20 protein-coding genes, 1 tRNA gene and 1 pseudogene are annotated in these 22,171 nt (G+C 69.7%); 9 read left to right on the top strand and 13 right to left on the bottom strand.

Annotation, left to right across the window (positions count from 1 at the left end):
• Position 1 precedes the first annotated feature (1 nt).
• Positions 2-697, bottom strand: a complete 696-nt coding sequence (locus ACX1D1_RS08445) for a M48 family metallopeptidase (RefSeq protein WP_182782965.1) — start codon at positions 695-697, stop codon at positions 2-4.
• Between the two features lie 155 nt (positions 698-852).
• Between ACX1D1_RS08445 and ACX1D1_RS08440 the strand changes: the two genes are divergently transcribed.
• Together ACX1D1_RS08440 and ACX1D1_RS08435 are read left to right on the top strand one after the other, a co-directional pair.
• Positions 853-2,097: an inorganic phosphate transporter gene (locus tag ACX1D1_RS08440; RefSeq protein WP_182782966.1), complete on the top strand. Its 1,245-nt coding sequence runs from the start codon at positions 853-855 to the stop codon at positions 2,095-2,097.
• Positions 2,094-2,390: a hypothetical protein gene (locus tag ACX1D1_RS08435; protein ID WP_459054281.1), complete on the top strand. Its 297-nt coding sequence runs from the start codon at positions 2,094-2,096 to the stop codon at positions 2,388-2,390. The genes ACX1D1_RS08440 and ACX1D1_RS08435 overlap by 4 nt, the downstream gene beginning before the upstream one ends.
• An 11-nt stretch (positions 2,391-2,401) precedes the next feature.
• On the opposite strand, the gene ACX1D1_RS08430 is transcribed toward ACX1D1_RS08435, so the two are convergent.
• From ACX1D1_RS08430 to ACX1D1_RS08420, 3 genes are read right to left on the bottom strand one after another with little or no spacing between them, the layout of a single operon-like run.
• Entirely contained in the window at positions 2,402-3,406 is a 1,005-nt protein-coding gene (locus tag ACX1D1_RS08430; RefSeq protein ID WP_459054280.1) for a LacI family DNA-binding transcriptional regulator, read from the bottom strand.
• Between the two features lie 11 nt (positions 3,407-3,417).
• Positions 3,418-4,170 (bottom strand): ATP-binding cassette domain-containing protein, encoded by a 753-nt coding sequence (locus ACX1D1_RS08425; RefSeq protein ID WP_220489249.1) that lies wholly within the window; start codon positions 4,168-4,170, stop codon positions 3,418-3,420.
• A gap of 5 nt (positions 4,171-4,175) precedes the next feature.
• Positions 4,176-5,348 (bottom strand): ROK family transcriptional regulator, encoded by a 1,173-nt coding sequence (locus ACX1D1_RS08420; protein WP_182782969.1) that lies wholly within the window; start codon positions 5,346-5,348, stop codon positions 4,176-4,178.
• A 285-nt stretch (positions 5,349-5,633) separates the two neighbouring features.
• Between ACX1D1_RS08420 and mmsA the strand changes: the two genes are divergently transcribed.
• The 3 genes from mmsA to ACX1D1_RS08405 all read left to right on the top strand — a co-directional run bounded on the left by mmsA (position 5,634) and on the right by ACX1D1_RS08405 (position 9,739).
• A complete protein-coding gene (gene mmsA / locus ACX1D1_RS08415) occupies positions 5,634-7,163 on the top strand; it encodes a multiple monosaccharide ABC transporter ATP-binding protein (protein WP_459054279.1) in 1,530 nt (509 codons plus the stop codon).
• A gap of 22 nt (positions 7,164-7,185) precedes the next feature.
• The gene (locus ACX1D1_RS08410; RefSeq protein ID WP_182782971.1) at positions 7,186-8,484 is read left to right on the top strand and encodes a sugar ABC transporter permease; all 1,299 of its coding nucleotides are present in this window, start codon (positions 7,186-7,188) and stop codon (positions 8,482-8,484) included.
• A 136-nt stretch (positions 8,485-8,620) separates the two neighbouring features.
• A complete protein-coding gene (locus ACX1D1_RS08405) occupies positions 8,621-9,739 on the top strand; it encodes a substrate-binding domain-containing protein (RefSeq protein WP_182782972.1) in 1,119 nt (372 codons plus the stop codon).
• A 62-nt stretch (positions 9,740-9,801) separates the two neighbouring features.
• On the opposite strand, the gene ACX1D1_RS08400 is transcribed toward ACX1D1_RS08405, so the two are convergent.
• The gene (locus ACX1D1_RS08400; protein ID WP_459054278.1) at positions 9,802-10,215 is read right to left on the bottom strand and encodes a thioesterase family protein; all 414 of its coding nucleotides are present in this window, start codon (positions 10,213-10,215) and stop codon (positions 9,802-9,804) included.
• A 103-nt stretch (positions 10,216-10,318) separates the two neighbouring features.
• Here ACX1D1_RS08400 and ACX1D1_RS08395 point away from each other — a divergent pair, with 103 nt between their 5' ends.
• On the top strand, positions 10,319-11,002 hold the full coding sequence (locus ACX1D1_RS08395; RefSeq protein ID WP_459054277.1) for a ferredoxin--NADP reductase: 684 nt from the start codon (positions 10,319-10,321) through the stop codon (positions 11,000-11,002).
• Positions 11,003-11,050: 48 nt separating this feature from the next.
• Here ACX1D1_RS08395 and ACX1D1_RS08390 read toward each other — a convergent pair.
• The 8 genes and pseudogenes from ACX1D1_RS08390 to hemE all read right to left on the bottom strand — a co-directional run bounded on the left by ACX1D1_RS08390 (position 11,051) and on the right by hemE (position 19,077).
• Positions 11,051-11,123, bottom strand: a tRNA-Ala gene (locus ACX1D1_RS08390).
• Between the two features lie 93 nt (positions 11,124-11,216).
• Entirely contained in the window at positions 11,217-12,869 is a 1,653-nt protein-coding gene (hemC, locus tag ACX1D1_RS08385) for a hydroxymethylbilane synthase (protein WP_459054276.1), read from the bottom strand.
• 47 nt (positions 12,870-12,916) lie between these two features.
• Positions 12,917-14,194: a glutamate-1-semialdehyde 2,1-aminomutase gene (gene hemL / locus ACX1D1_RS08380; protein ID WP_459054275.1), complete on the bottom strand. Its 1,278-nt coding sequence runs from the start codon at positions 14,192-14,194 to the stop codon at positions 12,917-12,919.
• A gap of 2 nt (positions 14,195-14,196) precedes the next feature.
• The gene (hemB, locus tag ACX1D1_RS08375; RefSeq protein ID WP_463612234.1) at positions 14,197-15,162 is read right to left on the bottom strand and encodes a porphobilinogen synthase; all 966 of its coding nucleotides are present in this window, start codon (positions 15,160-15,162) and stop codon (positions 14,197-14,199) included.
• Entirely contained in the window at positions 15,159-15,758 is a 600-nt protein-coding gene (locus tag ACX1D1_RS08370; RefSeq protein WP_459056562.1) for a uroporphyrinogen-III synthase, read from the bottom strand. The genes hemB and ACX1D1_RS08370 overlap by 4 nt, the downstream gene beginning before the upstream one ends.
• 150 nt (positions 15,759-15,908) lie before the next feature.
• Positions 15,909-16,793: pseudogene (hemC, locus tag ACX1D1_RS08365) on the bottom strand (hydroxymethylbilane synthase); the annotation flags it as partial.
• Positions 16,790-18,073 (bottom strand): protoporphyrinogen/coproporphyrinogen oxidase, encoded by a 1,284-nt coding sequence (locus ACX1D1_RS08360; RefSeq protein ID WP_459054274.1) that lies wholly within the window; start codon positions 18,071-18,073, stop codon positions 16,790-16,792. The pseudogene hemC (ACX1D1_RS08365) and the gene ACX1D1_RS08360, both read right to left, overlap by 4 nt.
• Positions 18,070-19,077 (bottom strand): uroporphyrinogen decarboxylase, encoded by a 1,008-nt coding sequence (gene hemE / locus ACX1D1_RS08355; RefSeq protein WP_370585743.1) that lies wholly within the window; start codon positions 19,075-19,077, stop codon positions 18,070-18,072. The genes ACX1D1_RS08360 and hemE overlap by 4 nt, the downstream gene beginning before the upstream one ends.
• Before the next feature lie 56 nt (positions 19,078-19,133).
• On the opposite strand from hemE, the gene ACX1D1_RS08350 reads away from it, so the two are divergent.
• Genes ACX1D1_RS08350 through hemQ form a run of 3 tightly spaced genes read left to right on the top strand, consistent with a single transcriptional unit; the run spans position 19,134 to position 22,170 of the window.
• Positions 19,134-20,402 carry a glutamyl-tRNA reductase gene (locus tag ACX1D1_RS08350; protein ID WP_459056561.1) on the top strand — a complete coding sequence of 423 codons (1,269 nt, stop codon included), beginning with the start codon at positions 19,134-19,136 and terminating at the stop codon, positions 20,400-20,402.
• A complete protein-coding gene (locus ACX1D1_RS08345) occupies positions 20,399-21,445 on the top strand; it encodes a ferrochelatase (protein WP_370585744.1) in 1,047 nt (348 codons plus the stop codon). The genes ACX1D1_RS08350 and ACX1D1_RS08345 overlap by 4 nt, the downstream gene beginning before the upstream one ends.
• Positions 21,442-22,170 carry a hydrogen peroxide-dependent heme synthase gene (hemQ, locus tag ACX1D1_RS08340; protein WP_255422208.1) on the top strand — a complete coding sequence of 243 codons (729 nt, stop codon included), beginning with the start codon at positions 21,442-21,444 and terminating at the stop codon, positions 22,168-22,170. Before ACX1D1_RS08345 ends, hemQ begins: the two co-directional genes overlap by 4 nt.
• The last annotated feature ends 1 nt before the right edge of the window (position 22,171 follow it).

Here is a 22,171-nt window from a genome sequence, read left to right as displayed (position 1 = left end):
GTCAAGCGCGGCCGTGGAGCGACCGCCGCCGGACTCTCCAGTCGGGGATGAGACGGTCCATCCAGGCGACGAACCCGGGCCCATGTCCGCGCTCGTGGAGGTGGACGAGTTCGTGCACCAGCACATACTCGAGCGCTGACGGCGGATGCTCCGCGAGGGCGACGTTGAGGGTGATCGCGGCGCTGCGCGTGTTGCAGGTGCCCCATCTGGTGGTCATCCTCCGCAGACGGATGAGCGAGGGGGACCTGCCCACCCTTGGTTCCCACTCGGCTCGGAGCCCTGGAAGCGCCGCCTCGAGCTCGCGCCGGTACAGCCCTTCGAGGCCGCGCCGTCGGGCCTCCTCGTCCGACCCTCCGAGCAGAACACTTCCCGCCTCAAGCGTGGCCCCGGCTGTGACCCCGGGCACGGTCCGCAGCTCATGCCACCTCCCCCAGACCCGGGCCCGTCCGCCATCGACAAGCGGCTCGGCCACCGGCGCGGCCATCCTGACCCGTGCCTGCGCGTCGACGATCCACGCGCTGTGCCGCCGCACGAAGTCCTCAACGGCCTCCTCCGACACCCCCACGGGCGCCGAGACGGCCACCCGGGCGTCCGGGGGAAGGACCCGCACCCGGATTGTCTTGATGGGCTTGTACGTCACCGTGGTTTCGATGCCGGCCACACGGAGCCGGGAGGAGGGTTGGGCGCGTCTGGGCATGGGCGTCATGCTACAACGGGCCACCGACGAAGAGATTCAGCCATGCGGCCCCGGGAATTCACCTGAGGTTCATCTGGAGGCGTCAAAAATGAACCTCAGGCTCGCTCACATGCCCCGATTACGCGGGAGGAGCCGCGGCGTAGCAGACTGGGCACGTGCCACCCGAGTTAATCGTGTTAACGCTCGTCGTCGTGACCGCTCTGGTCTTCGACTTCACCAATGGTTTCCATGACACGGGAAACGCCATGGCCACCTCGATCGCAACCGGTGCCCTCAAGCCGAAAACGGCCGTCGCCCTGTCGGCCGTCCTGAACCTGGTGGGCGCATTCCTCTCGGTCGAGGTCGCACTGACGGTCACCAACGCTGTGGTCAACATCCAGGACAAGACCGGCGCACCCAGGCCGGAGCTCATCGCCGACGGGGGCCTAGCCCTCCTTCTGATCATCCTCTCAGGCCTCGTCGGCGCCATCGTGTGGAACCTCCTCACCTGGCTATTCAGCCTTCCCTCGAGTTCCTCACACGCCCTGTTCGGTGGCCTCGTCGGTGCCACCATGGCCGGACTAGGCGTCCAGGGGGTCAAGTGGACCGGGGACGGGACCAAGCTCGACGGGGTGATCGGCAAGGTGGTGTTGCCGGCCCTGATGTCGCCGGTGGTCGCGGTGATCGTGGCCACTGTCGGCACCTGGTTGGTGTTCAGGATCACGCGCGGCGTGGCTGCGAAGTACCGCGAGTCCGGCTTCCGCTGGGGCCAGATCGGCTCCGCGTCCCTGGTCTCTCTCGCCCACGGCACCAACGACGCCCAGAAGACGATGGGCGTCATCACCCTGGCACTCATCGCCACCGGGACCTGGACGGATCTGGAGGCAGTGCCCTTCTGGGTGAAGCTGAGCTGTGCGCTCGCCATCGCGCTGGGCACCTACCTGGGCGGCTGGCGGATCATCCGCACCCTGGGAAAGGGCCTGGTGGAGATCGAGTCACCCCAGGGCATGGCGGCGGAGTCCTCGTCGGCGGCGGTCATCCTCGTCTCCAGTCATCTCGGCTTCGCCCTGTCCACCACGCACGTCGCCACCGGATCCATACTCGGTACCGGCATCGGCAAGAAGGGCGCCACCGTCAACTGGCGGATCGCCGGCCGGATGGGGATCGCCTGGCTGATCACGCTGCCCTCGGCGGGGCTGGTGGGGGCGCTGATGTGGCTGATCGGTCACACCATCGGAGGCCTCGCCGGGGCCATCGTCGTCTTCCTTGTCCTGCTCGCTTCATCGGCCTGGATGTACCACCGGTCGCGCCGCTCGATGGTGGACCACAGCAACGTCAATGACGAGTGGGTGGAGCAGGTGACGGACCGGGTACTGCCCAGCCACACCAAGGATCCGGACCGGGAGGGAACGAACGCATGAACACCCTGTGGCTGGCGCTGGGCGGCGCCTGGAACGTGCTGTGGGTGGGTCTGCTCCTGGGGGCCGGCCTGCCTGCCATCTTCGCCCTCGGTATCCGTGCGCTCTCCTATGGGGTGGGCGGTGACGCGGACGCCACTGATCACGTCCCGCACCCGGCGGCCCGGGTGGTGGCCTATCTCTGCTTCGCCGTCGTGCTGGTGGCCGTCGCCGCTGGAATCGGCGTCATCGTGGCGCACGGTCTCGGGATGAGGCTGGTCATGGACGGACTCCTCCCCTCGTTCGTGGCCAAGTGACCCAGTAGACGCTAGAGCGCCACCTCTCCGGAGCCACGCTGCACGAGTGTGGTGGGAACCACGATCTCCCGGGGCTCCGAGGTGTCCCCGTCGAGCCTCCCGAACACCAGCTCGGCGGCCGTGCGTCCGATCAGGCTGGGATCCTGAGCCACCACCGTCACAGGCACCGCCAGATGCGCCGCCATGGGGATGTCGTCGAATCCCACCAGCCCCACCGCCGCAAGCTTCTGCGCGGCGCTCAGCGCCTCGACGGCGCCGATGGTGATGAGGTTCTGGGCGGTGAACAACGCCGTGGGCGGATCCGCCGACGCCAACAGGCCGGCCACCGCTCTGGCGGCGGCCACTTCGTCGCCCAGGCCGCCCACCACCAGGCCGGGTCCCACCCGCAACCCTCTGTCGCGGCATTCGTCGAGGTACCCTCGGCGCCGTTCACGGGCCGTGAAGATCTCTTCGCTGTCGCCCAGAAATGCGATGCGTGTATGGCCATGGTCGGCGAGGTGCGCCACCGCCACCCTCGCGCCGGCGTAGTTGTCCGACAGCACGGTGTCGGCCACCACACCCGAGGGCCTGCGGTCCACGAACACGACAGGGGTCCCTCGGTCCATCTCGCGGGCGAGGTAGGAGTGGTCCCGGCCGATGGTGGTGAGGATGAGACCGTCGACCCTGCGCCGCAGGAACGCCTCGACGGCCTCGCGCTCACGGGTGGAATCGTCGTCGAGGCTCGAGGCGAAGACAGCCACGTGGTGAGGGCGTGCCACGTCCTCGACGGCGCGATGCAGGGAGGCAGAGAAGGGGTTGGCGACGTTGCCCACCAGGAGCCCGAGTGTGTTGGTACGGCCGCGACGGCGCAGGTTTCCGGCGTGAAGGTCCGGCTGGTAGTGGAGTTCGGAGATGGCGGCCACCACCCGTGCCCGAGTCTCCTCGGCCACCTTCGGATCCCGGTTGATCACCCGCGAGACGGTGGTGACGGCCACGCCGGCAATGGCCGCGACGTCCTTCATGGTGGGGCGTGCCACCCTGCCATCCCTCACCGCGACACCCGCCGCCTCGTCGCGCCCGTGATCGCGGAGAGGACTTCCTCGTAGCTGGCGGTCCCGGCGTCGAACGAGCCGTTGTTGCGCCCATGCCGGAGGACCTCGATCCGGTCTGCGACGGCCCGCACGTCATAGAGGTTGTGGCTGATCAGGATGACCCCCAGCCCCATGTCGCGCAGCCGTTCGACGTAGCTGAGCACCTCCGCCGTCTGGGCCACCGACAGCGAGGCCGTCGGCTCGTCGAGCACCACCAACCGCGGCTGCCGCACCAGAGTGCGGGCGATGGCGACGCTCTGCCGCTGGCCGGCCGAGAGCTGCACGAGCGGAGTGCGCAGATCTGGGATGCGGGCGTTGAGCTGGGCGAGGTAGGACCGCGCGAGGTCGTCCATCCGGTCGACATCCAGCAGCCCACCGGAGCTGAGCTCTCGCCCCAGGAAGATGTTCGAGGTGACGTCCAGATTCTCGGCGAGCGCGAACTCCTGGAACACCGCCGCGACACCCATGGCGAATGCCGCCTGGGCCGAGGCGATGGTCACCTCGATGCCCCCGAGGAGGATCTGCCCCGCGTCGGGTTGGTGGACCCCGGAGATCATCCGTGCCAGGGTGGACTTTCCAGCGGCGTTGTCTCCGACGAGCGCAACCACTTCGCCGGCCCGCACCGTCAGGTCCACGTCCACCAGTGCCAGCACCCCGCCGAAGTGCTTGCTGACCGAGCGCAGCTCGAGGAGCGGGGGGCGGGCGTCCATGCCTGTCATCCTTCCACCGATCCGGCCGGCGCGGCGTTGATCAGGTCGTGAATGGCCACCAGCGCACCCCGGGCGCACCCGTCGACGGGGAACGCAGGCTCCGCCAGGAGCTCCTCGACGGGCGGCAGCAACGGGCGGCTCCGCATCGCGTCGCGCAGCGGTCCGACGAAGGCCTCCCCCACCGTCGCCAACTCGCCGCCCCAGGTGATCCGTTCCGGCGCGACGACGGTGGCGAGGTCCGCGAGCGCCGTTCCGATGACGCTTCCGGCGTCCGCGACCACCTGGCGACAGCCCGGGTCACCGTCGCGCGCCGCCTTGACGATGGAGCGTAGATCCATGGGTCCATGGCTGAGCCGCACCAGCTCTGCCAGCGCCTCCCCGGACACGACGGTGTTGAGGCAGCCCCGCGCTCCGCAGCGGCAAATCTGGCCGGCCGCATCCACCCGTACATGCCCGAGTGCGCCGGCGCCAGCTCTGAATCCACCATGCACCACTCCGCGCAGGACCAGGCTTGACTCGGTGGTGTGCGAGGCGTGCACATAGAGAGCGCCCTCGACGCCGCGCAGGGCGCCGAGCCGCGATTCCGCCAACGCCCCGGCGTCGGCCTCCTTGACCACCAGCACCCTGCGCTGGATCCTGGCGGACAGCTCGTCGACGTCGAGCTCCTCCCAGCCGGGCAGCTGGAACGCGCCGGTGCGGCCACCGCGACCCACGCTGGAGGGCAGCGCCAGGCCCACTCCCCCGATGTGCTCCATGTCCGCCCCCACCTGGTCCGCGAGGTCGGCCACCAGCAGCGCCGCCCTGTCCAGGGTGGTGTCTGACCTGTGGTCTGCCGGGAGGGGCATCCTCGTCGAGGCGACCACCTCCAGTGTGGCGTCCGCGAGGACGAGATCCAGGGACCTCCGGCCGATGTGCATGCCCACGGCCAGGGCGGACGAGGGCCTGAGCGAGACCAGCTGGGCCCGGCGACCGGAGCGTGTGGTGGCGCTGGTCTCCACCACGCCCTGCTCGAGCAGCTGCTTGACGATGTTGGACACGGTGGCAGCGGACAACCCGGTGGCGCTGGCCAGTTCCACCTGCGTGATGCGCCCGTACGCCTTCACTGCTTCAACGATGCGCGCGCTGTTGGCCTCGCGCAGCGAAGGCTGTGAGCCCGGCGCGCCGACAACCCTGTTCACGCTTGAAGGCTACCGCAGTACCCCGAATGGTGTCGCCCTTAAGTTTTGTTCCCAAACACAAGCTGGCCAGCGCCACGGAGACGCCCGGTTCCACGAAAGGGCCTAGTCAAACACGGTGGTATCGATTGCAAGATAACATTTTGATAACGCTTGACTTTAAGAGTTGACGCCAAGGGTCCTGCGGTCGTACGTTCTATCCATCGGGGCACGGTGGCAGCGAATGGTCACAGGCCGGAGTCGAAGGAGACACGGATACGCATGGTTGACGGTCACGTGATACTTGCGATGCGCAGCATCACCAAGGAGTTCCCAGGGGTCAAGGCCCTCGACGGCGTCACCATGAATGTGCGCCGCGGCGACATTCACGCCATCTGCGGGGAGAACGGGGCGGGCAAGTCCACCCTCATGAAGGTGCTCTCGGGTGTCTACCCACACGGCACCTACGACGGCGACATCGAGTTTGAGGGCGAGGTGGTGCGTTTCGGCGGCATCAAGGCCTCCGAGGAGCGCGGCATCGTCATCATCCACCAGGAACTGGCTCTCATCCCAGAGCTGTCGGTGACGGAGAACCTCTTCCTCGGCTCCGAAGTGGTCTCCGGGATGCTGATCGACTGGCAGGCCGCCCGGCTCAAGGCGCTTGACCTGCTGGCCCGCGTCGGCCTGGAAATCGACCCCGATACCCCGATCAAGACACTCGGCGTGGGCCAGCAGCAGCTGATCGAGATCGCCAAGGCCCTGGCCAAGAACGTCAAGCTGCTCATCCTCGACGAGCCCACCTCCGCCCTCAACGAGGACGACTCCCGCAACCTGCTGGACCTGATGCGTGGCCTGAAGGCCAAGGGCATCACCCAGATCATGATCTCCCACAAGCTCAACGAGATCGCCGCGGTCTCCGACGCGGTGACCGTCATCCGCGACGGCCGCACGGTTGAAACCTACGACGTCGTGGCCGGGGAGGTCGACGAGGACCGCATCATCCGCGCCATGGTGGGCCGATCCATCGAAAACCGCTATCCCGCGCGCACCCCGCACGTCGGGGATGTGCTGTTCGAGGTCTCCGGCTGGAACGTCGAACACCCGTCCATCCCCGGGCGCCTGGTCAGCAAGGATGCGGCGTTCACCGTCCGCGCCGGCGAGGTGGTGGGATTCGCGGGGCTGATGGGCGCTGGACGCACCGAGCTCGCCCGCTCCATCTTCGGGCGCTCCTACGGCCGGTGGCTCTCCGGCGAGATGCACCTGGCCGGGCAGCGGATCGAGACCCACACCGTCGCGCGGGCCATCGAGCAGGGCATCGCCTACGTGACCGAGGACCGCAAGACGTTGGGGTTGAACCTCATCGACGACATCAAGTCCACGATCGTGTCGGCCAACCTCAAGGACATCGTGACGCGGTTCCTGCTCAACCCGCGCAAGGAGTCCGCCGTCGCCGAGAAGTACCGGAAGGACCTGCGCATCAAGGCGCCCAGCGTGGACGTCGGCGTGGCCACCCTTTCCGGCGGCAACCAGCAGAAGGTCGTGCTCGCCAAGTGGATGTACCCCGATCCGAAGCTGCTGATCCTCGACGAGCCCACGCGCGGCATCGACGTCGGCGCCAAGTACGAGATCTACAAGCTCATCCATGCACTCGCCGATTCGGGCAAGGGCGTTGTGGTGATCTCCTCTGAGCTGCCGGAACTGCTCGGCATCTGTGACCGCATCTACACCATCTGCGAGGGCCGGATCACCGGCGACCTGGCGGCATCGGACGCCGACCAGGAAACGCTGATGCGACGAATGACCACCACCAGCACCTCGGCCGCGGCGTTGCCGGCCTGACCTGAACGGGGAACACACAATCATGAAGGCTCTCAAGCAAGTCCTCGGAGGAAACCTCCAGCAGTACACGATGGCACTGGCGCTGGTGCTCCTGGCCGTCGTCTTCGACGTGGTCTCCGGTGGCCGGATGCTCACCTCGTCCAACTTCCAGAACCTCATCTCAGGCAACGCCTACGTGCTGATTCTGGCCATCGGCATGGTGATGGTCATCGTCATCGGCCAGATCGACCTCTCGGTGGGCTCAGTGGCCGGATTCGTCGGCATGACGACCGCCCTGACCACAGCCACGTACGGCTTCCCCTGGTGGGCCGGTATCCTCGCCGGGCTGCTGGCCGGAATCCTGATCGGCGCCTGGCACGGCTTCTGGCTGGCGAAGGTGGGCATCCCGGGCTTCATCACCACCCTGGCGGGCATGATGATCTTCCGCGGCCTGGTGATCTGGATGTCGCAGTCCATCTCGGTTCCCGTGCCCGAGGAGTACCGGTTCTTCGGCGCCGGTTACCTGCCCGAGTGGGGTCCGTCCTTCACAGGGCTCAACAACTCGACGCTGCTGCTCGGCATCCTCGCGGCAGCGTGGTTCATCTGGAGCGAGTTCAAGCGCAGGGCCCACGCCCTCGAGCGCGGGGTTGAGGCTCCCATGTGGGCCACCGTCGTGCGGATCGCCCTGATCGTCACCGTCATCGGCTACGTCACCTGGCTGTTCGGCAGCGGCCGCCCCGGCACCTCGTTCCCGATCCCCGGCGTGATCCTGGTGATCCTGGTGATCATCTACCACGTGCTCACCCAGCGCACCCGCTTCGGCCGCCACATATACGCCGTCGGCGGCAACAAGGCCGCAGCCGCGCTCTCGGGCGTCAACACCGCCAAGACCTACTTCCTCGTCATGCTCAACATGAGCTTCCTCGCGGCCATCGCCGGCATCCTGTTCGTGGGCCGCGCCACCGCCGCCGGCCCCTCCGACGGCACCATGTGGGAGCTCGACGCCATCGCAGCCGTCTTCATCGGTGGGGCCGCGGTCTCCGGCGGCATCGGCACCGTCGTCGGTTCGATGATCGGTGGCCTGGTGATGGCGGTCCTCAACAGCGGCCTCATGCTGATGGGCGTGGGCGCTGACCAGACGCAGGTGATCAAGGGCCTCGTGCTCCTGGCCGCCGTCGCCTTCGATGTCTACAACAAGCAGCAGGGACGCCCGTCCCTGATCGGCACCCTGATGCGGAACTTCCGCAGCGAGCCGGCGTCCACCTCCGAGCCGGCCGTGCCGGTGGAGACCGGCACCGCCGTGGATGCCGCCGACACCATGCCGACGACCCAGACCAAGTAGTCCACCCCCAGACCCCGCGAGCGGCGCCCCAGCGGCGCCTCTCCTCCCCAGTGCGCCCAATCGCGTACGTGACCGGGCATCGATGCCCACCCCCGAACCGGATCGGCCGGTCGGGATCTTCCGAAAGGAAACACCCATGAAGTTGAAGGCAGCAGGCATCCTCACCGGCCTCCTCGTCACCTCCCTGGCGTTGACCGCCTGCGGCGGCGGACGCGAGGGCACCACCGACCCCACCACCTCCGGACAGGCCTCCACCTCGGCCAGCGCCGGCGGCGAGGGCTTCGCCGCCGATGCCACCATCGGCATCGCGCTGCCGTGGCTCGGTACCCAGAACTGGAAGGAGGCCGAGGTCATGTTCGCCGAGCAGCTTGAGGCCGCCGGGTTCACCGCCCTGATCCAGGCCGCTGACAACAAGGTGCCCCAGCAGCAGCAGCAGATCGAGGCCATGATCGAGCAGGGCGCCGAGGTCATCGTCGTCGGCCCCGTCGACGGTACCCAGCTCGGCTCCGTGCTCGAGAAGGCGGCCGACGCCGGCATCGAGGTGATCGGCTACGACCGCCTCATCGAGAACACAACCGCCATCGACGGCGTCGTCCAGTTCGGTTCCATCCGGACCGGCGAGCTGCAGGGCGAGTCCCTCCTCGAGGGTCTCGAGGCGACGGGCCCCGGCCCCTACAACATCGAGCTGTTCGGCGGCGGCCCGGCTGACCCCAACGCCCCGAACTTCTTCACCGGCGCCATGAGCGTCCTGCAGCCGAAGATCGATGACGGCACCCTCGTGGTCGTCTCCGGCCAGCAGGAGTTCACCCAGGTGGCCACCCCGGACTGGGACAACGCCAAGGCGCAGGCCCGCATGGACTCGCTGCTCTCGGGCAACTACTCGGACAAGACGGTCGACGGCGTGCTCTCCCCCAACGACGGCATCGCCCGCGCCATCCTCACCTCGGTGAAGCAGGCCGGTATGGACCTGCCGATCGTGACCGGCCTCGACGCCGAGAACGAGTCGATCATCTCGATCGCCGCCGGTGAGCAGTACTCCACCGTCGCCAAGCCCACGGATGCGCTCGTCGCCAAGACAGTCGAGCTGATCCAGCTGCTCCAGACGGGCGAGGGTCTCCCCGCCACCGAGGACACGGCCAACAACGGCAAGGTGGACGTCAACATCTACCAGCTCGACCCCGTCGTGGTGACCAAGGCCAACGCCGCCGAGGTCTTCGCCAACGATCCCGATCGTCTGGCTCTCCTCGAGGGCTGATCCTGATCTGACGAATGAAGGGGGTGGGTCCGAGAGGACCCACCCCCTTCGGCGTCGCCGGGTCAGGGACGCGGGTGCGGGAGCCGCGACACGAACCGCTCGCGGTTCACCACCACCCGGCCGTGGGTCCCTGCGCTGATCACCGCGTGCTCATCGTGAGCCCGCACGTCGAAGGCGACCTGGCGGCCGTCCACCCGGGTCACGGTGACGTCGATCACCACCGTCGAGCCGGGCACCGTGGGCGCCTGGTGGGACAGGTCGAGGTGCGTGCCGAGTGTGATCTCGCCGTCGTCGAGATGGCCGCCGAGGGCCTCGATGCAGGCCCACTCGATGATGCCCACCATGTAGCCCGTGGCCAGCACCTCCGGCATCGAGGCGAAGTCCGCGGACTCGGGCAGCAGGTGCGGAACCGTCCGGTTCTCGGGGACCAGATAGCGCATCGTGTGTGACACGCCTGGGCGCAGGGACGCTTTCACGTGGCTCTCCTCAGCTCGCGGCAGGTAGCCACATGCTAACCGGCGCGCGCCGGGCGGGCGCGGGGTAGCGTCGGGCGGGACGAACTCTTCGAAGGAGAAGCTCATGTCCCTGACGCTCATCGAGAAGGCCCACGAGACCGCAGACATCTGGACCTTCCGCTTCCGGAGTGACGAGCCCTTGGTCTGGGAGGCCGGGCAGTACGTCCAGGTGGAGATCCCCCACGACGACCCGGACGATGAGGGCATTGAGCGTTGGTTCACCAACGCGGCCGCGCCCTACGAGGGCGTCATGCAGATCACCACCCGCGTCACCGACACCACGTTCAAGCAGGCGTTGTCGCGGCTGGAGCCCGGAGACCGGATCGAGCTGAAGCAGGATCCGGAGGGCGACTTCACCTGGGAGGAGACCGACGTGCCTGTGGTCTTCGTGGCCGGAGGCATCGGCGTGACGCCCTTCCACAGCATCCTCAAGCAACGCATCCATGAGGGGGAAGCCCTCGAGGTCACGCTCATCTACGGGAGCGGATCCGACGACGTGGCGTTCGGGGACGAGCTGAGCGGCTGGGAGGAGGCGGACCACTCGTTGACGCTGCACCGGGTGGTGGGCGAGCCGCTCACCGTCGAGGAGTTGACCCGTCTGGTCCCCGACCTGATGGGGTGCCTCGTGTATGTATCCGGACCTGAGCCGATGGTGGAGACGCTCGGCGAGGCGCTCCGCGAGGCCGGGCTTCCAGACCCCCAGCTGAAGGAGGACTTCTTCCCTGGCTACACCGCCGACGACATCTGAGGGCAGAGACGAAGAAACCCCGCCTGAGGCGGGGTTCTCTGTTCTCGGTGGAGCTAAGGGGATTCGAACCCCTGGCCTCTTCCATGCCATGGAAGCGCGCTACCAACTGCGCCATAGCCCCAGTGCCGCCCGGAGGCGACTCGAAGAACGATAGCGCATCCGGAGGGACTTGAAAAATCCTGGGCGGCCCGCCGCGGCCGACCGCCCAGGGGGCTCACTTCTGCTTGGCGAGATCCCTGGCCAACGCCGCGACACCGAACTCGTCCTTCGACTTCGCCGTTGCCAGAACCGGAACGTCGAGCTGGGTGAGTGCCTGCGCGGTGGGTTCGTCCCAGGCCAGCACATGCACGCCGTCGCGATGCCCGAGGAGGTTCACATAGGCGGATGCGAACGACGGCTGGCTGAGCAGCACGGCCTGCCAGGCCCCGTCGTCCCACATCTGCTTGATCCGCGGATCCAGGTCCTCAACGTCCACCATGGTGTAGACCTCGAGGCGTTCGACGGTGTAACCCTTGGCGCGTAGGCCTACCTCGAGGTTCGTCGAGAGCTGGTCCGCGCAGACGACGACCGCCCGCTGCTCGCCCTCGGCCTTCGGGAACATCTCGACCAGCTTCTGCGAGCTGGCCGTGCCCTCCGGGCTGAGCTCCACATCTATCTCGCTCTCCTCGGCCGCCCGCTGGGTGGTTGACCCCATCGCCGCCACCCGCTTCCCCTCCGGGATGTCCCAGCCGCGCTCGCGCAGGGCCCACACCGTCTGCGCGGACGGCAGCACCACCCAGTCCGCCCAGCCGAGGATGTTGTCCGCGGAGATCAGCTTCGCTTCCTGCAGCGAGACGCAATCCACCCGGAGCCCGTTCTTGCGCAGGGCCTGCGCGAGCCGGCCCTCCTGCCTGGCGAGGAGGACTCGGATGCGATCGTCTCCGGGCACCTCGATGAACGGGGACTCGTCGTCGTGCTCGGCCGACAGCTTCACCGAGGCGAGCGCCTCCGGCGAGAAGAACCGGTCCGCCCTGCGGGCCTTGAGCGCGGCGGCGGCATTCTCACCGGTGCGCACGGCGTGGAACTCGGAGGTGGGCAGCCCCACCTCGAGCACGTTGCGCTTGGTGCCATCGATGGAGAACACCCCGGCCTTCAGCGACAGGATGCCGCGCCGCGACGCCAGAGCGCCCACCGGCGCCATATAGGTGGTGCCCAGGCCCGTCAGGACGGCTCGCTCCGCGTCGATGATGATGCGGGTCTCGATGTCGTCGAAGAGCTTCAGAGCGGAGACGATGTCCGCGTCGTCCTTGCGGCACTCGAGGGCGATTGCGCCCTGCCCGGGCGCCGTGAGGATGGGCAGGTACTCGGCGATGCGGTCCGTGAGCCCCAGCGTCTCGACGCCGGCAGCAGACAGCACCACGGCGTCGAGATCTCCGGGTTCGAGATGCCTCAGCCGCTCCTCCAGCGAGCCGCCGACGTCGACGAAGGTGAGATCAGGCCTCAGCGCACGCAGCTGGGCGATGCGCCGTAGCGACGTGACTCCGACCCGGGAGTGGCGAGGCAGCGCGGCCAGGGTGATGCCGCTTCGCGTGCAGAGCACGTCCCTGTGGTCACCGCGCGGAAGCACCGCCGGGAAGATGAGGTCCTCGGGCTTCTCGCGCAGCGGGACATCCTTGACCGAATGCACCACCACGTCCACCTGGCCCGAGCGCAGCGCATCGCGCAACTCGTTGGCGAAAAGGCCCTGGGAGTAGCCGTCGGGCATGTGGACGGTGTCCTGACCCGCCGTCGCGACGGGCACGATCTCCACCTCGAGCCCACCGTCTCGCAGCGTCGCCGCCACCTTCTCCGAACGCGCCAGTGCCAGCGCCGATCCTCGTGTACCCAACCGCAGTCTCACCGTTGATTCCCTCCCTGAGTGACGGGGTTAGCTTCTCACGAATGGGCGGCGGCGCGTGCGGCGGCGGGGAGAGCGTCCGCGATGCGCGCCATCGCCTCGTCGTCGTGGGCCGCGGACAGGAACCACGCCTCGAACGCCGACGGGGGCAGCGCGACGCCGTGGTCCAGCATGGAATGGAAGAAGCGGGCGAAGGCGGCGGTGTCCTGCTTCTTCGCTTCCTCGTAGTCCGCGACGGCCCCCTCGCGGAAGAACACCGAGAACAGGCTGCCGGCGCGCTGCACCACGTGCGGAACGGAGGCAGCGCTCAGGGCCTCCGCGACGGCCCTCTGCAGCTCGGCGGATCTGCGGTCCACAGCCGCGTAGACGCCCGCATCGGCCAGCCTGAGGGTGGCGAGGCCCGCCGCTGTCGCCAGCGGGTTTCCCGACAGGGTGCCCGCCTGGTAGACCGGCCCGACGGGAGCCAGGAGCTGCAGCCACCGGGCAGGTCCGGCGAGCGCGGCCAGCGGCATGCCGCCGCCCACCACCTTGCCGAAGGTCACCAGGTCCGGCTCGTAGCCGCCCTCATGTCCCAGCCATCCAGACGGCGCCACCCGGAAGCCGGTGAGCACCTCGTCGAGGATCATCAGCGAGCCGTGCCGGGCGGTGAGCTCGCGGATGGCGGCGTTGAAGCCGGGCGCCGGGGGCACCACTCCCATGTTGGCGGGAGCCCCCTCCGTGATGACGGCCGCGATCCGGTCACCCGCCTCGTCGAAGACGCGGGTCAGCGCCTCGACGTCGTTGTAGTCCACGACGATGGTGTCGGCCGCCGAGGCCCGGGTCACCCCCGCGGAACCCGGGAGGCCCTGCGTGGCGACGCCGGAGCCGGCCGCGGCGAGCAGCGCGTCCGAGTGGCCGTGGTAGCACCCGGCGAACTTGACGATGGCGTCGCGGCCCGTGGCGCCGCGGGCGAGCCGGATGGCCGTCATGGTGGCCTCGGTGCCCGTGGAGACGAACCGCACCTGCTCCGCCATCGGCACCCTCGACCTGATGACCTCGGCCAGTTCCACCTCCGCCGCCGTCGGCGCGCCGAAAGACAGCCCGCGTGAGGCCGCCTCCTGGACCGCGGCCACCACCTCGGGGTGCGCGTGGCCCAACAGGGCCGGCCCCCAGGAACACACCAGGTCCACGTACTCGACGCCGTCGGCATCCACCACATACGGCCCGCGGGCCGACGAGACGAACCGGGGCGTGCCGCCGACGGACCCGAACGCCCGCACCGGCGACGACACCCCGCCGGGAATCACGCCGCGCGCCCGCTCGAAGAGTTGGTCCATGCTCACTTCATCCACCCCGCCAGTTCAAGCGCCCAATAAGTCAACACGATGTCAGCCCCGGCCCGCACGATGGCGGTCACCGACTCTGACACGGCCGCCTGCCTGTCGATCCACCCGCGCTCGGCGGCGGCCTCGATCATGGCGTACTCCCCCGACACCTGGTAGGCGGCCACCGGCACGTCAGAGACCGCGGCGACATCGGCCAGCACGTCCAGGTAGTAGCCAGCGGGCTTCACCATCACCATGTCCGCGCCCTCCGCGAGGTCCAGTTCGGCCTCGCGGAGTCCCTCGCGACGGTTGGCCGGGTCCTGCTGGTAGCTCTTGCGGTCCCCGCTCAGCGTGGAGGTCACGGCCTCCCGGAACGGGCCGTAGAACGAGGAGGCGTACTTGGCGGCGTAGGCGAGGATCGCGGTGTCGGTGTGTCCGGCACCTTCGAGCGCGGCGCGGATGGCCTCCACCTGGCCGTCCATCATCCCCGACGGCGACACCACATGCGCGCCCGCGTCGGCCTGCGCGAGGGCCATCGACGCGTAGGCGGCCAGAGTGGCGTCGTTGTCCACACGGCCCTGCGGGGTGAGGAAGCCGCAGTGCCCATGCGTGGTGAACTCGTCGAGGCAGGTGTCTGCCATCACGACGGTGTCGTCGCCGACGGTGTCGCGGACGGCCCGCAGGGCCCGCTGCAGGATCCCCTCCTCGGCCCAGCCCTGAGACCCGAGCTCATCCTTGTCCGCATCCTCGGGCACGCCGAAGATCATGATGCCGCCGAGCCCGGCGGTGACCACCTGCTCGGCAACCCTGCGCAGGCCGTCGAGGTCGTGGCGCCGCACGCCGGGCATCGAGGAGATGTCAGCGGACGCCTCGGCGACGAACACGGGCAACACCAGCTGCGAGGGTCGCGGCTCCACCTCCCGCACCAGGCGGCGCATCGCGGGGGTGGTCCTGAGCCTTCTCGGCCTGATCTGGATCATGCATCGTCCCTTCTGAGGGAGGCGATCGCGTGGATCAGCCCCTCCGCGTCCTGAGTGACGGCCACCGCCGCGACATTCGCCCCCGCCAATCGCAACGCCGCCGCAGATGGCGGCCCGAACGCCACCACCGCTGTTGTGTCGCGCCAGCCGAGCAGCCTCCCAACGGCCTCGCCCGCCGACCCGGAGGTCACCGCCACCGCGTCGAAGAGTCCCTCGCGCCACTCCCCGACCAGGCCTCCCGGCAGTTCGCCGAGCGACTCCATCGTGTACAGGGGAACCATCTCGACGGTGTATCCCTTGGCCCTCAGCGCGCCCTCGAGCACGCTCGACGACAGCGCCGAGCCGGGAATCAGCACGCGGCCACCGCCCTCGGGCCAGGCCCTCGCCAGGGCCGCCGCGCTCGATTCACCCTCCGGCACCAATGCCACCTCCAGGCCAGCAGCCTCGGCCGCCGCCGCCGTCCGCGACCCCACGGCCGCCACCCTGGCACCCGGAGGCACGCTCAGTCCGAGCTCCGCCATCACCTCAAGCGTCGCCGCCGACGTGAACGCCACCCAGTCGGCCTCCTCCGGCCATTCCTCCGCGCGGAGGGTCACCCGCCGCTGCACGGGCTGGGCCACCACCTCAGCGCCGGCTGCCCGGATCCCGTCAGCAAGGGGTCCGTCGGCCTGGGTCAGCAGGATCCTGAGCCCGGCGAGCACCGCGTCGCCTCGCCAGAGCGAGCTGTCGTCGTGCAGCTCGTGGAGCCTCGACGGACGGCTCGCGCCCAGGTCAGCCACCTCGTCAGCGCCGCGCCGCTTGAGCTCCTCCGCCGCTGCCTCACCCGCCCCCGGGCCGAGCTGCACCGTCGTCCGGGTGGCCGCTGATCCGTCGACGGCGAAGACGCCGGCCGTGAGCTCCCCGTCGCGCCCCCAGACGGCGATCGGCGCCGCGCAGCCACCGCCGAGGCCCGCCAGGACGGCCCGCTCGGCGTCCACGGCCTCACGTGTCGCGGGGTCCTCGAGAACGGCCAACTCGGCCACCAGAGCGGGGTTGTCCGCCCGACACTCCAGCGCCAAGGCGCCCTGACCGGGTGCTGGGAGGATGCCCAACACCTCCGTGATGTGGGCGGTGAGGCCCAGCCGCTCCAAGCCGGCCGCGGCCAGGACGACGGCGTCGAGGTCACCGTCCGCCACCCGCGCCAGGCGGGTGCCGACGTTTCCCCGCACGTCCACGAAGCGGAGGTCCGGGCGCAGCGCCCGCAGCTGGGCCACGCGCCGTGGGGAACCAGTCCCGACGGTGGCGCCCGCCGGCAGGCCGGCCAGCGTCAGGCCGTCGCGGGCGCAGAGCGCATCGCGCGCATCGGCACGCCGAGGCACCGCGGCGATGACGAGCCCGTGCACGGCCGCCGTGGGCAGGTCCTTGAGGGAGTGGACGGCGAAGTCACAGCGACCCTCCAGGAGCGCCGTGCGCAGCTCCGCCGCGAACACGCCAAGGGACCCGAGGCGGGTCAGGGACCCCTGCTCGACGTCGCCGCCGGTCCTGATCCGTTCGAGGACCACGTCGTGGCCGAGCGCGCGCAGCGAATCTGCCACCTGCCCGGACTGCGCCACCGCCAGCGCGGAGCCACGCGTGCCGAGCCGGAGCCTCATCGGCTGAGCCGATCACAGCCGGCGATCACGGAGGCGATCCCGTTGCCGTCCAGCCACGCACCCACCAGGTCCACGCCTGCCGCCTCAACCGTCTCCAGGTAGTACTGGCGGGTGGCGTGCTCCATCCGGGTGGGCATGGCCTCCCACGACACCGACGCGAAACCGGTCACGTCGTCGTCGGCCAGGTCCAACCCGAGGAACCGGGACGCGTCCCCCAACGCCTCGGCCCTCGTGGGGATGAGCTGCTCGGGATAGGACAGGCGAAGGATCTCCTGCCCCTCGCGCCGGGCCCACGGCCACTTGAGCGAGTAGTGGGTCAGCGCCTTGGCGTGGATGGCGTCGTCCCGCTCCCCCACGAGGAGCCCCGAGCCGACCGGCCCCTCGGCCAGCCCAGGATGGGACACGCCGAGCACCGCCAGCCGCGCCGTCGCGACGGGCGGCGGCGTGAGCTCCACCCCGATCCGGGCGAGCAGCGAGCAGGCGGAGGCCGCCGACGACGCGAGGACGAGCCGGTCCGCGCGCAGCACCTCGCCGTCGGGCAGCCCCACCGCGAACTCGTGTCCGGCGTGACGCAGCGACACCGCGGGCGAGGCCAGCCGGATCTCTCCACCTGCCGCGACGATCGCCTGTTCGAGGGCCTCGATGAGCCGGAACATGCCGCCCACCGGCTGCTCGACGGCCGCCACTCCGGGGCGCCGAACCGCTGCGACCGCACCCAGCAGGGTCCCGTGTTCGGCCATCGCCTGCAGTAGGCCCGGGGCGAAGGCGGCCAGCGGCATCCGATCGGGCGACAGCGAGTAGACCCCGTGTGCCACGGGCGCCACCAGGGTGGCGAGGGCGCCGTCGCCGAGACGGGCCCGCACCAGTTCACCGACGGTGACCGCGTCGGCTCCCACCTCAGCGGGCAGGTCGGCGTCCTGCCTGAGCCTCGCCAGGCCCTGCGCGGTCAGTGCGGCGAGTGCGGGATCCTCCAACGTCGAGGGGATCCCGAGCACCCCCTCCGCCATCGGCCAGACGCCGTCGGGGCGCCAGATGTGCGGCTGTCCGGCAGGCCCTGCCACCTCCAGCCCCAGTTCCTCGCACAGGGCTCGCCCGACGCCGCCACGGACCGCGTAGGCCTCCGCGCCCGAGTCCACCCGAACCCCGCCGATGTCGATGCCGGAGAGCATCCCGCCGAAGCGCGTCGAGGCCTCAAGGACCGTGACCCGACGGCCCTGCCGGGCGAGACGGTAGCCGGCCAGGACGCCGGCGAGGCCGCCCCCGACGACGACGGCGGTCACAGGCTGTGCAGGAGCGCCACCAGGTCGGTGAGCACCCCCGGGTCTGTGGTGGGCGGAACCCCATGTCCGAGGTTGACGACGTGCGCGGGAGCGGCACGACCCCGGTCGACGACATCCCGGGCGTGGGCCTCGAGTGCGGGCCAGCCGGCGGCCAGCAGAGCCGGATCGATGTTGCCCTGCAGCGGGAGTCCGGGGAGCAGCGCGGCGGCCTCGTCGAGGGGGGTGCGGTAGTCGATGCCCATCGCCTCGACGCCGCATGCGGCCATGTCGGGCAGGATGTGCCTGGTCCCGGTGCCGAAGTGGATGCGCGGGACGCGGCCCTCCACCGATTGCAGGACCGCCGCCGAGTGGGGGGCGACGTGCCGGACGTAGTCGGCGCGGGTCAGCGCACCTGCCCAGGAGTCGAACAGCTGGACCGCGCGCGCCCCGGCATCCACCTGGACGCCCAGGAACTGGCCCGACAGGTCCGCGCACCAGGCGAGCAGCCGATGCCAGGAGCGCGGATCCGCGTGCATCATCGCCCGCGCCGCGAGGTGGTCGCGGGAGCCGCGACCCTCCACCAGGTAGGCGGCCAGGGTGAACGGAGCACCCGCGAAGCCGATCAGCGGGGTGGCCTCCCCCAGCTCGGCCACCACCAGGCGCACCGCCTCCGTAATGGGGGTGGTCTCCATGAGCGCGTGCCGGGTGACGCGGTCCACGTCGGCGGCCGTGCGTACGGGCTTGTCGATCACCGGGCCCACGCCCGAGTGGATCTCCACCTCCACCCCCGCGAGGACCAGCGGCGTCATGATGTCCGAGAACAGGATGGCGGCATCCACGTGGTGCCGCCGCACCGGCTGCAGAGTGATCTCGGCGGCCAGCTCGGGGATGAGGCAGGCCTCGAGGATGGTGGTCCCCTCGCGGATGGCGCGGTACTCGGGCAGCGACCGGCCCGCCTGGCGCATGAACCAGACGGGCAGTCTTTCGGGGCGGTGTCCGCTGAGCGCGGAAAGCATGGGATTCATTTGTGGACGATTCTGCCTCATCAGACAAGCGTGATTGAATAGGGATCACTGTGACTATGCGCGTGTTCTCGATTCAGCACGACCGGCAGGGACTGCCGGAGGTTGAACGCATCAGCCCTTGCGTTGACGACGTTGCCTCCCGCCTGACTTCCCTCCCGGAGGTCAACGGGGCCGTCGTGCTCAACACCTGCAACCGGGTCGAGGTGCTCCTCGACACCACCGGGGAGGCGTCGAACACGCGCCTGCGTGCCGCCCTCAACACCGCGTTCGACACCCCTCCCGTCTGGGACCTGTACCTCGGCGAGGCCGCGCTCGGGCACGTGTTCCGCGTGGCGGCCGGCCTGGATTCCATGGTGGTGGGCGAGCGGGAGATCGCCGGCCAGCTGCGTCGCGCGCTGGCCGCGGCACAGCAGGACGGATCCACATCGCTGCCGCTGACCATCGCCGTCGACGAGGCGCTCAAGACGTCCCGGCGGATCGCGCGGGAAACCGCGTTGGAGAGCGCCGGGCGCTCCGTGGTGAGCGTGGGCCTGGACCTGATGGGTCTCGACGACTGGCCCACCGCCACCGTCACCATCGTGGGCACTGGTTCCTACGCCGGGGCCGTCGTCGCCGCCCTGCGTGCGCGCGGCGTCGCCCACATCCGCGTGCATTCCGCCAGCGGTCGGGGCTCCGCGTTCGCCGACAGCCATGACCTCAACCACGTCGCCACCCTCGAGGAGGCCCTCGCAGGCACGGACCTCGTCGTCACCTGTCGCGGCCTGGGTTCCCCCGTCATCGAGGTCGCCCACGTGCAGGGCCCGCAGCGCTTCCTGGACCTGTCCCTGCAGCGTGACGTGGCCCCTGAGGTCGCCGCGCTGGTCGGCGTGCGCGTCGTCGATCTGGCCTCCATCCAGAATTCGATCCGGCCGTGCTTCGCCGACGACACCCGGCGCGCTGAGGCGCTGGTCGAGGCAGGGGTTGCCGAGGTGCTGATGAAGCTTCGCTCACGCATCGTGGACCCGGCCGTCGTGGGGTTGCGGCAGGCGGTCATGGCGCTGGTCGACGACGAGGCGGCCCGCCTTCCACAGCGGCCACTCACCCACGACGACGCGGCCCTCGCGCTGCGCCGACTTGCCACGAGGCTGCTGCACATCCCGTCGACGCGGGCCAGGATGGCTGCCGAACAGGGACGCACCGAGGAATACCTGCTGGCCATGGCCGAGCTCTTCGGGATCGGTGCCGGCGAGGTGGTGGACCCCGAGGCGATGGAGTCGCAGCACTGCCCGGTCACGCACCTGGCCGTCAACGACCTCGACTCCGCCGACGCCCAGGAGGCCATGTGAGTATCGCCCCGTACACCGCGGTCCTGTTCGCCTCCTACGGCGGCCCCAACGAGTCGGCCGATGTGCTGCCGTTCATGCGCAACGCCACCGCCGGACGGGGCATCCCGGACGAGCGGCTCATCGAGGTCTCGAGGCACTACGAGCTGTTCGGGGGCAGGTCACCGATCAACGAGCTCAACGCTGCGCTGATGGAGGCGGTCCGCGACGAGCTGGCCCGGCGTGGCGTCGTGGTGCCGGTGGTGATCGGGAACCGCAACTGGCATCCCTACTTCGCCGACACGGTGCAGGAGCTGGTGGATGCCGGCCACGAGCGCGTGCTCGCGCTGGCCACCTCCGCCTACTCCTCCTACAGTGGATGCCGCCAGTACAACGAAGACCTGCAACGGGCCGCTGACGGCCGCCCGATCCACATCGACAAGGTTGACCCCTTCGCGGAAACCCCCGGGTTCGTCTCGGCCAACGCCCGCGCCCTCGGCGAGGCCGTGCGGCGCCTGAGGGCCCGGATCGGTGAGAACACGCTGAGGGTCCTGTTCGTGACCCACTCCATCCCGAGCGCCATGAATGAGGCGTCGTCCACGGGTGAGCCGGAGCGCCGCTACGACGCGCAGCACCTGAGGGTCGCGGCTGCGGTGGCCGCTGAGGCGTCGGCGCTGGTGGGCGAGGAGTTGGCCTGGGAGCTCACGTTCTGCTCCCGCTCCGGCGCCCCGCACATCCCCTGGCTGGAGCCCGATGTCAACGACCGGATGCCCGAGGTGCAGGCCGACGGCGTCGCGGGCGTGGTGGCGGCGCCCATCGGGTTCATCTCCGATCACATGGAGGTGGCCTACGATCTGGACACCCAGGCCAGGGAAACCGCCGCCGAGCTCGGCCTCCCCTACGAGCGGGCGGCCACCGTCGGAACCGACGCCGGCTTCGCGGTCCTGCTGGTTGACCAGCTGCTCGCGAAGGCCGCCGCCGCGCGAGGCGAAGTGCCCGCCGAGGGTCGCTGCCGGTTCTCCACCGGCCGCTGCTGTCTGCCCCGCCCCCTGGAAGGTTCCCGATGAGCAAGCACCCCGGTCGAGACGAGCGCGACGAGCAGGACGTGGACCTCGAGGCCATCAACGCCCAGCCGCTGTACGCCATGTACTCGGTGTTCGCCACCCGCGCACCACTGCCCGCCTCCACCCTCGAGGCATCGGCGTTGGGCGCCGGCGTCACCGCGGCCCTCGAGGACACCGGGGTGAGCGTGCGTGGCTTCTACGACGTAGGCGGCTTCCGCGCGGACGCCGATCTGATGGTGTGGACGCTGGCCCATGATCCGGCCCCGCTCCAGGCTGCGTACCACGCGGTGCGGCAGAGCGGCCTCGGAGCCTACCTGTCGCCCGTCTGGTCCGTGATGGGCGTGCACCGCCCCGCCGAGTTCAACCGCACCCACGTGCCCAGCTGCTTCGCCGGCTTCGCGCCACGGCCGTGGATCACCGTCTACCCGTTCGTCCGCAGCTACGACTGGTACTACCTGGACGACGCGCATCGCTCGAAGATGCTGATGGAGCACGGCATGGCCGGGCGAGAGTACCCGGACGTCGTGGCCTCCACCCTCTCGTCGTTCGCGCTGGGCGACTACGAGTGGATCCTGGCCTTCGAGGCCGACGAACTGCACCGTCTGACAGACGCGATGCGCCACCAGCGTTCCGTCGAGGCCCGGCTGCACGTCCGCGAGGAGACGCCGTTCTTCACCGGCCCGCGTGTCGGGATCGACGAATGGATCGCCCGGCAGCCGATGGCCTGAC

This window comes from Tessaracoccus luoxuelianae (assembly GCF_054483915.1).
Note: the sequence above shows the minus strand (reverse complement) of the source record. Positions and strands in the feature narration are given on the sequence as shown.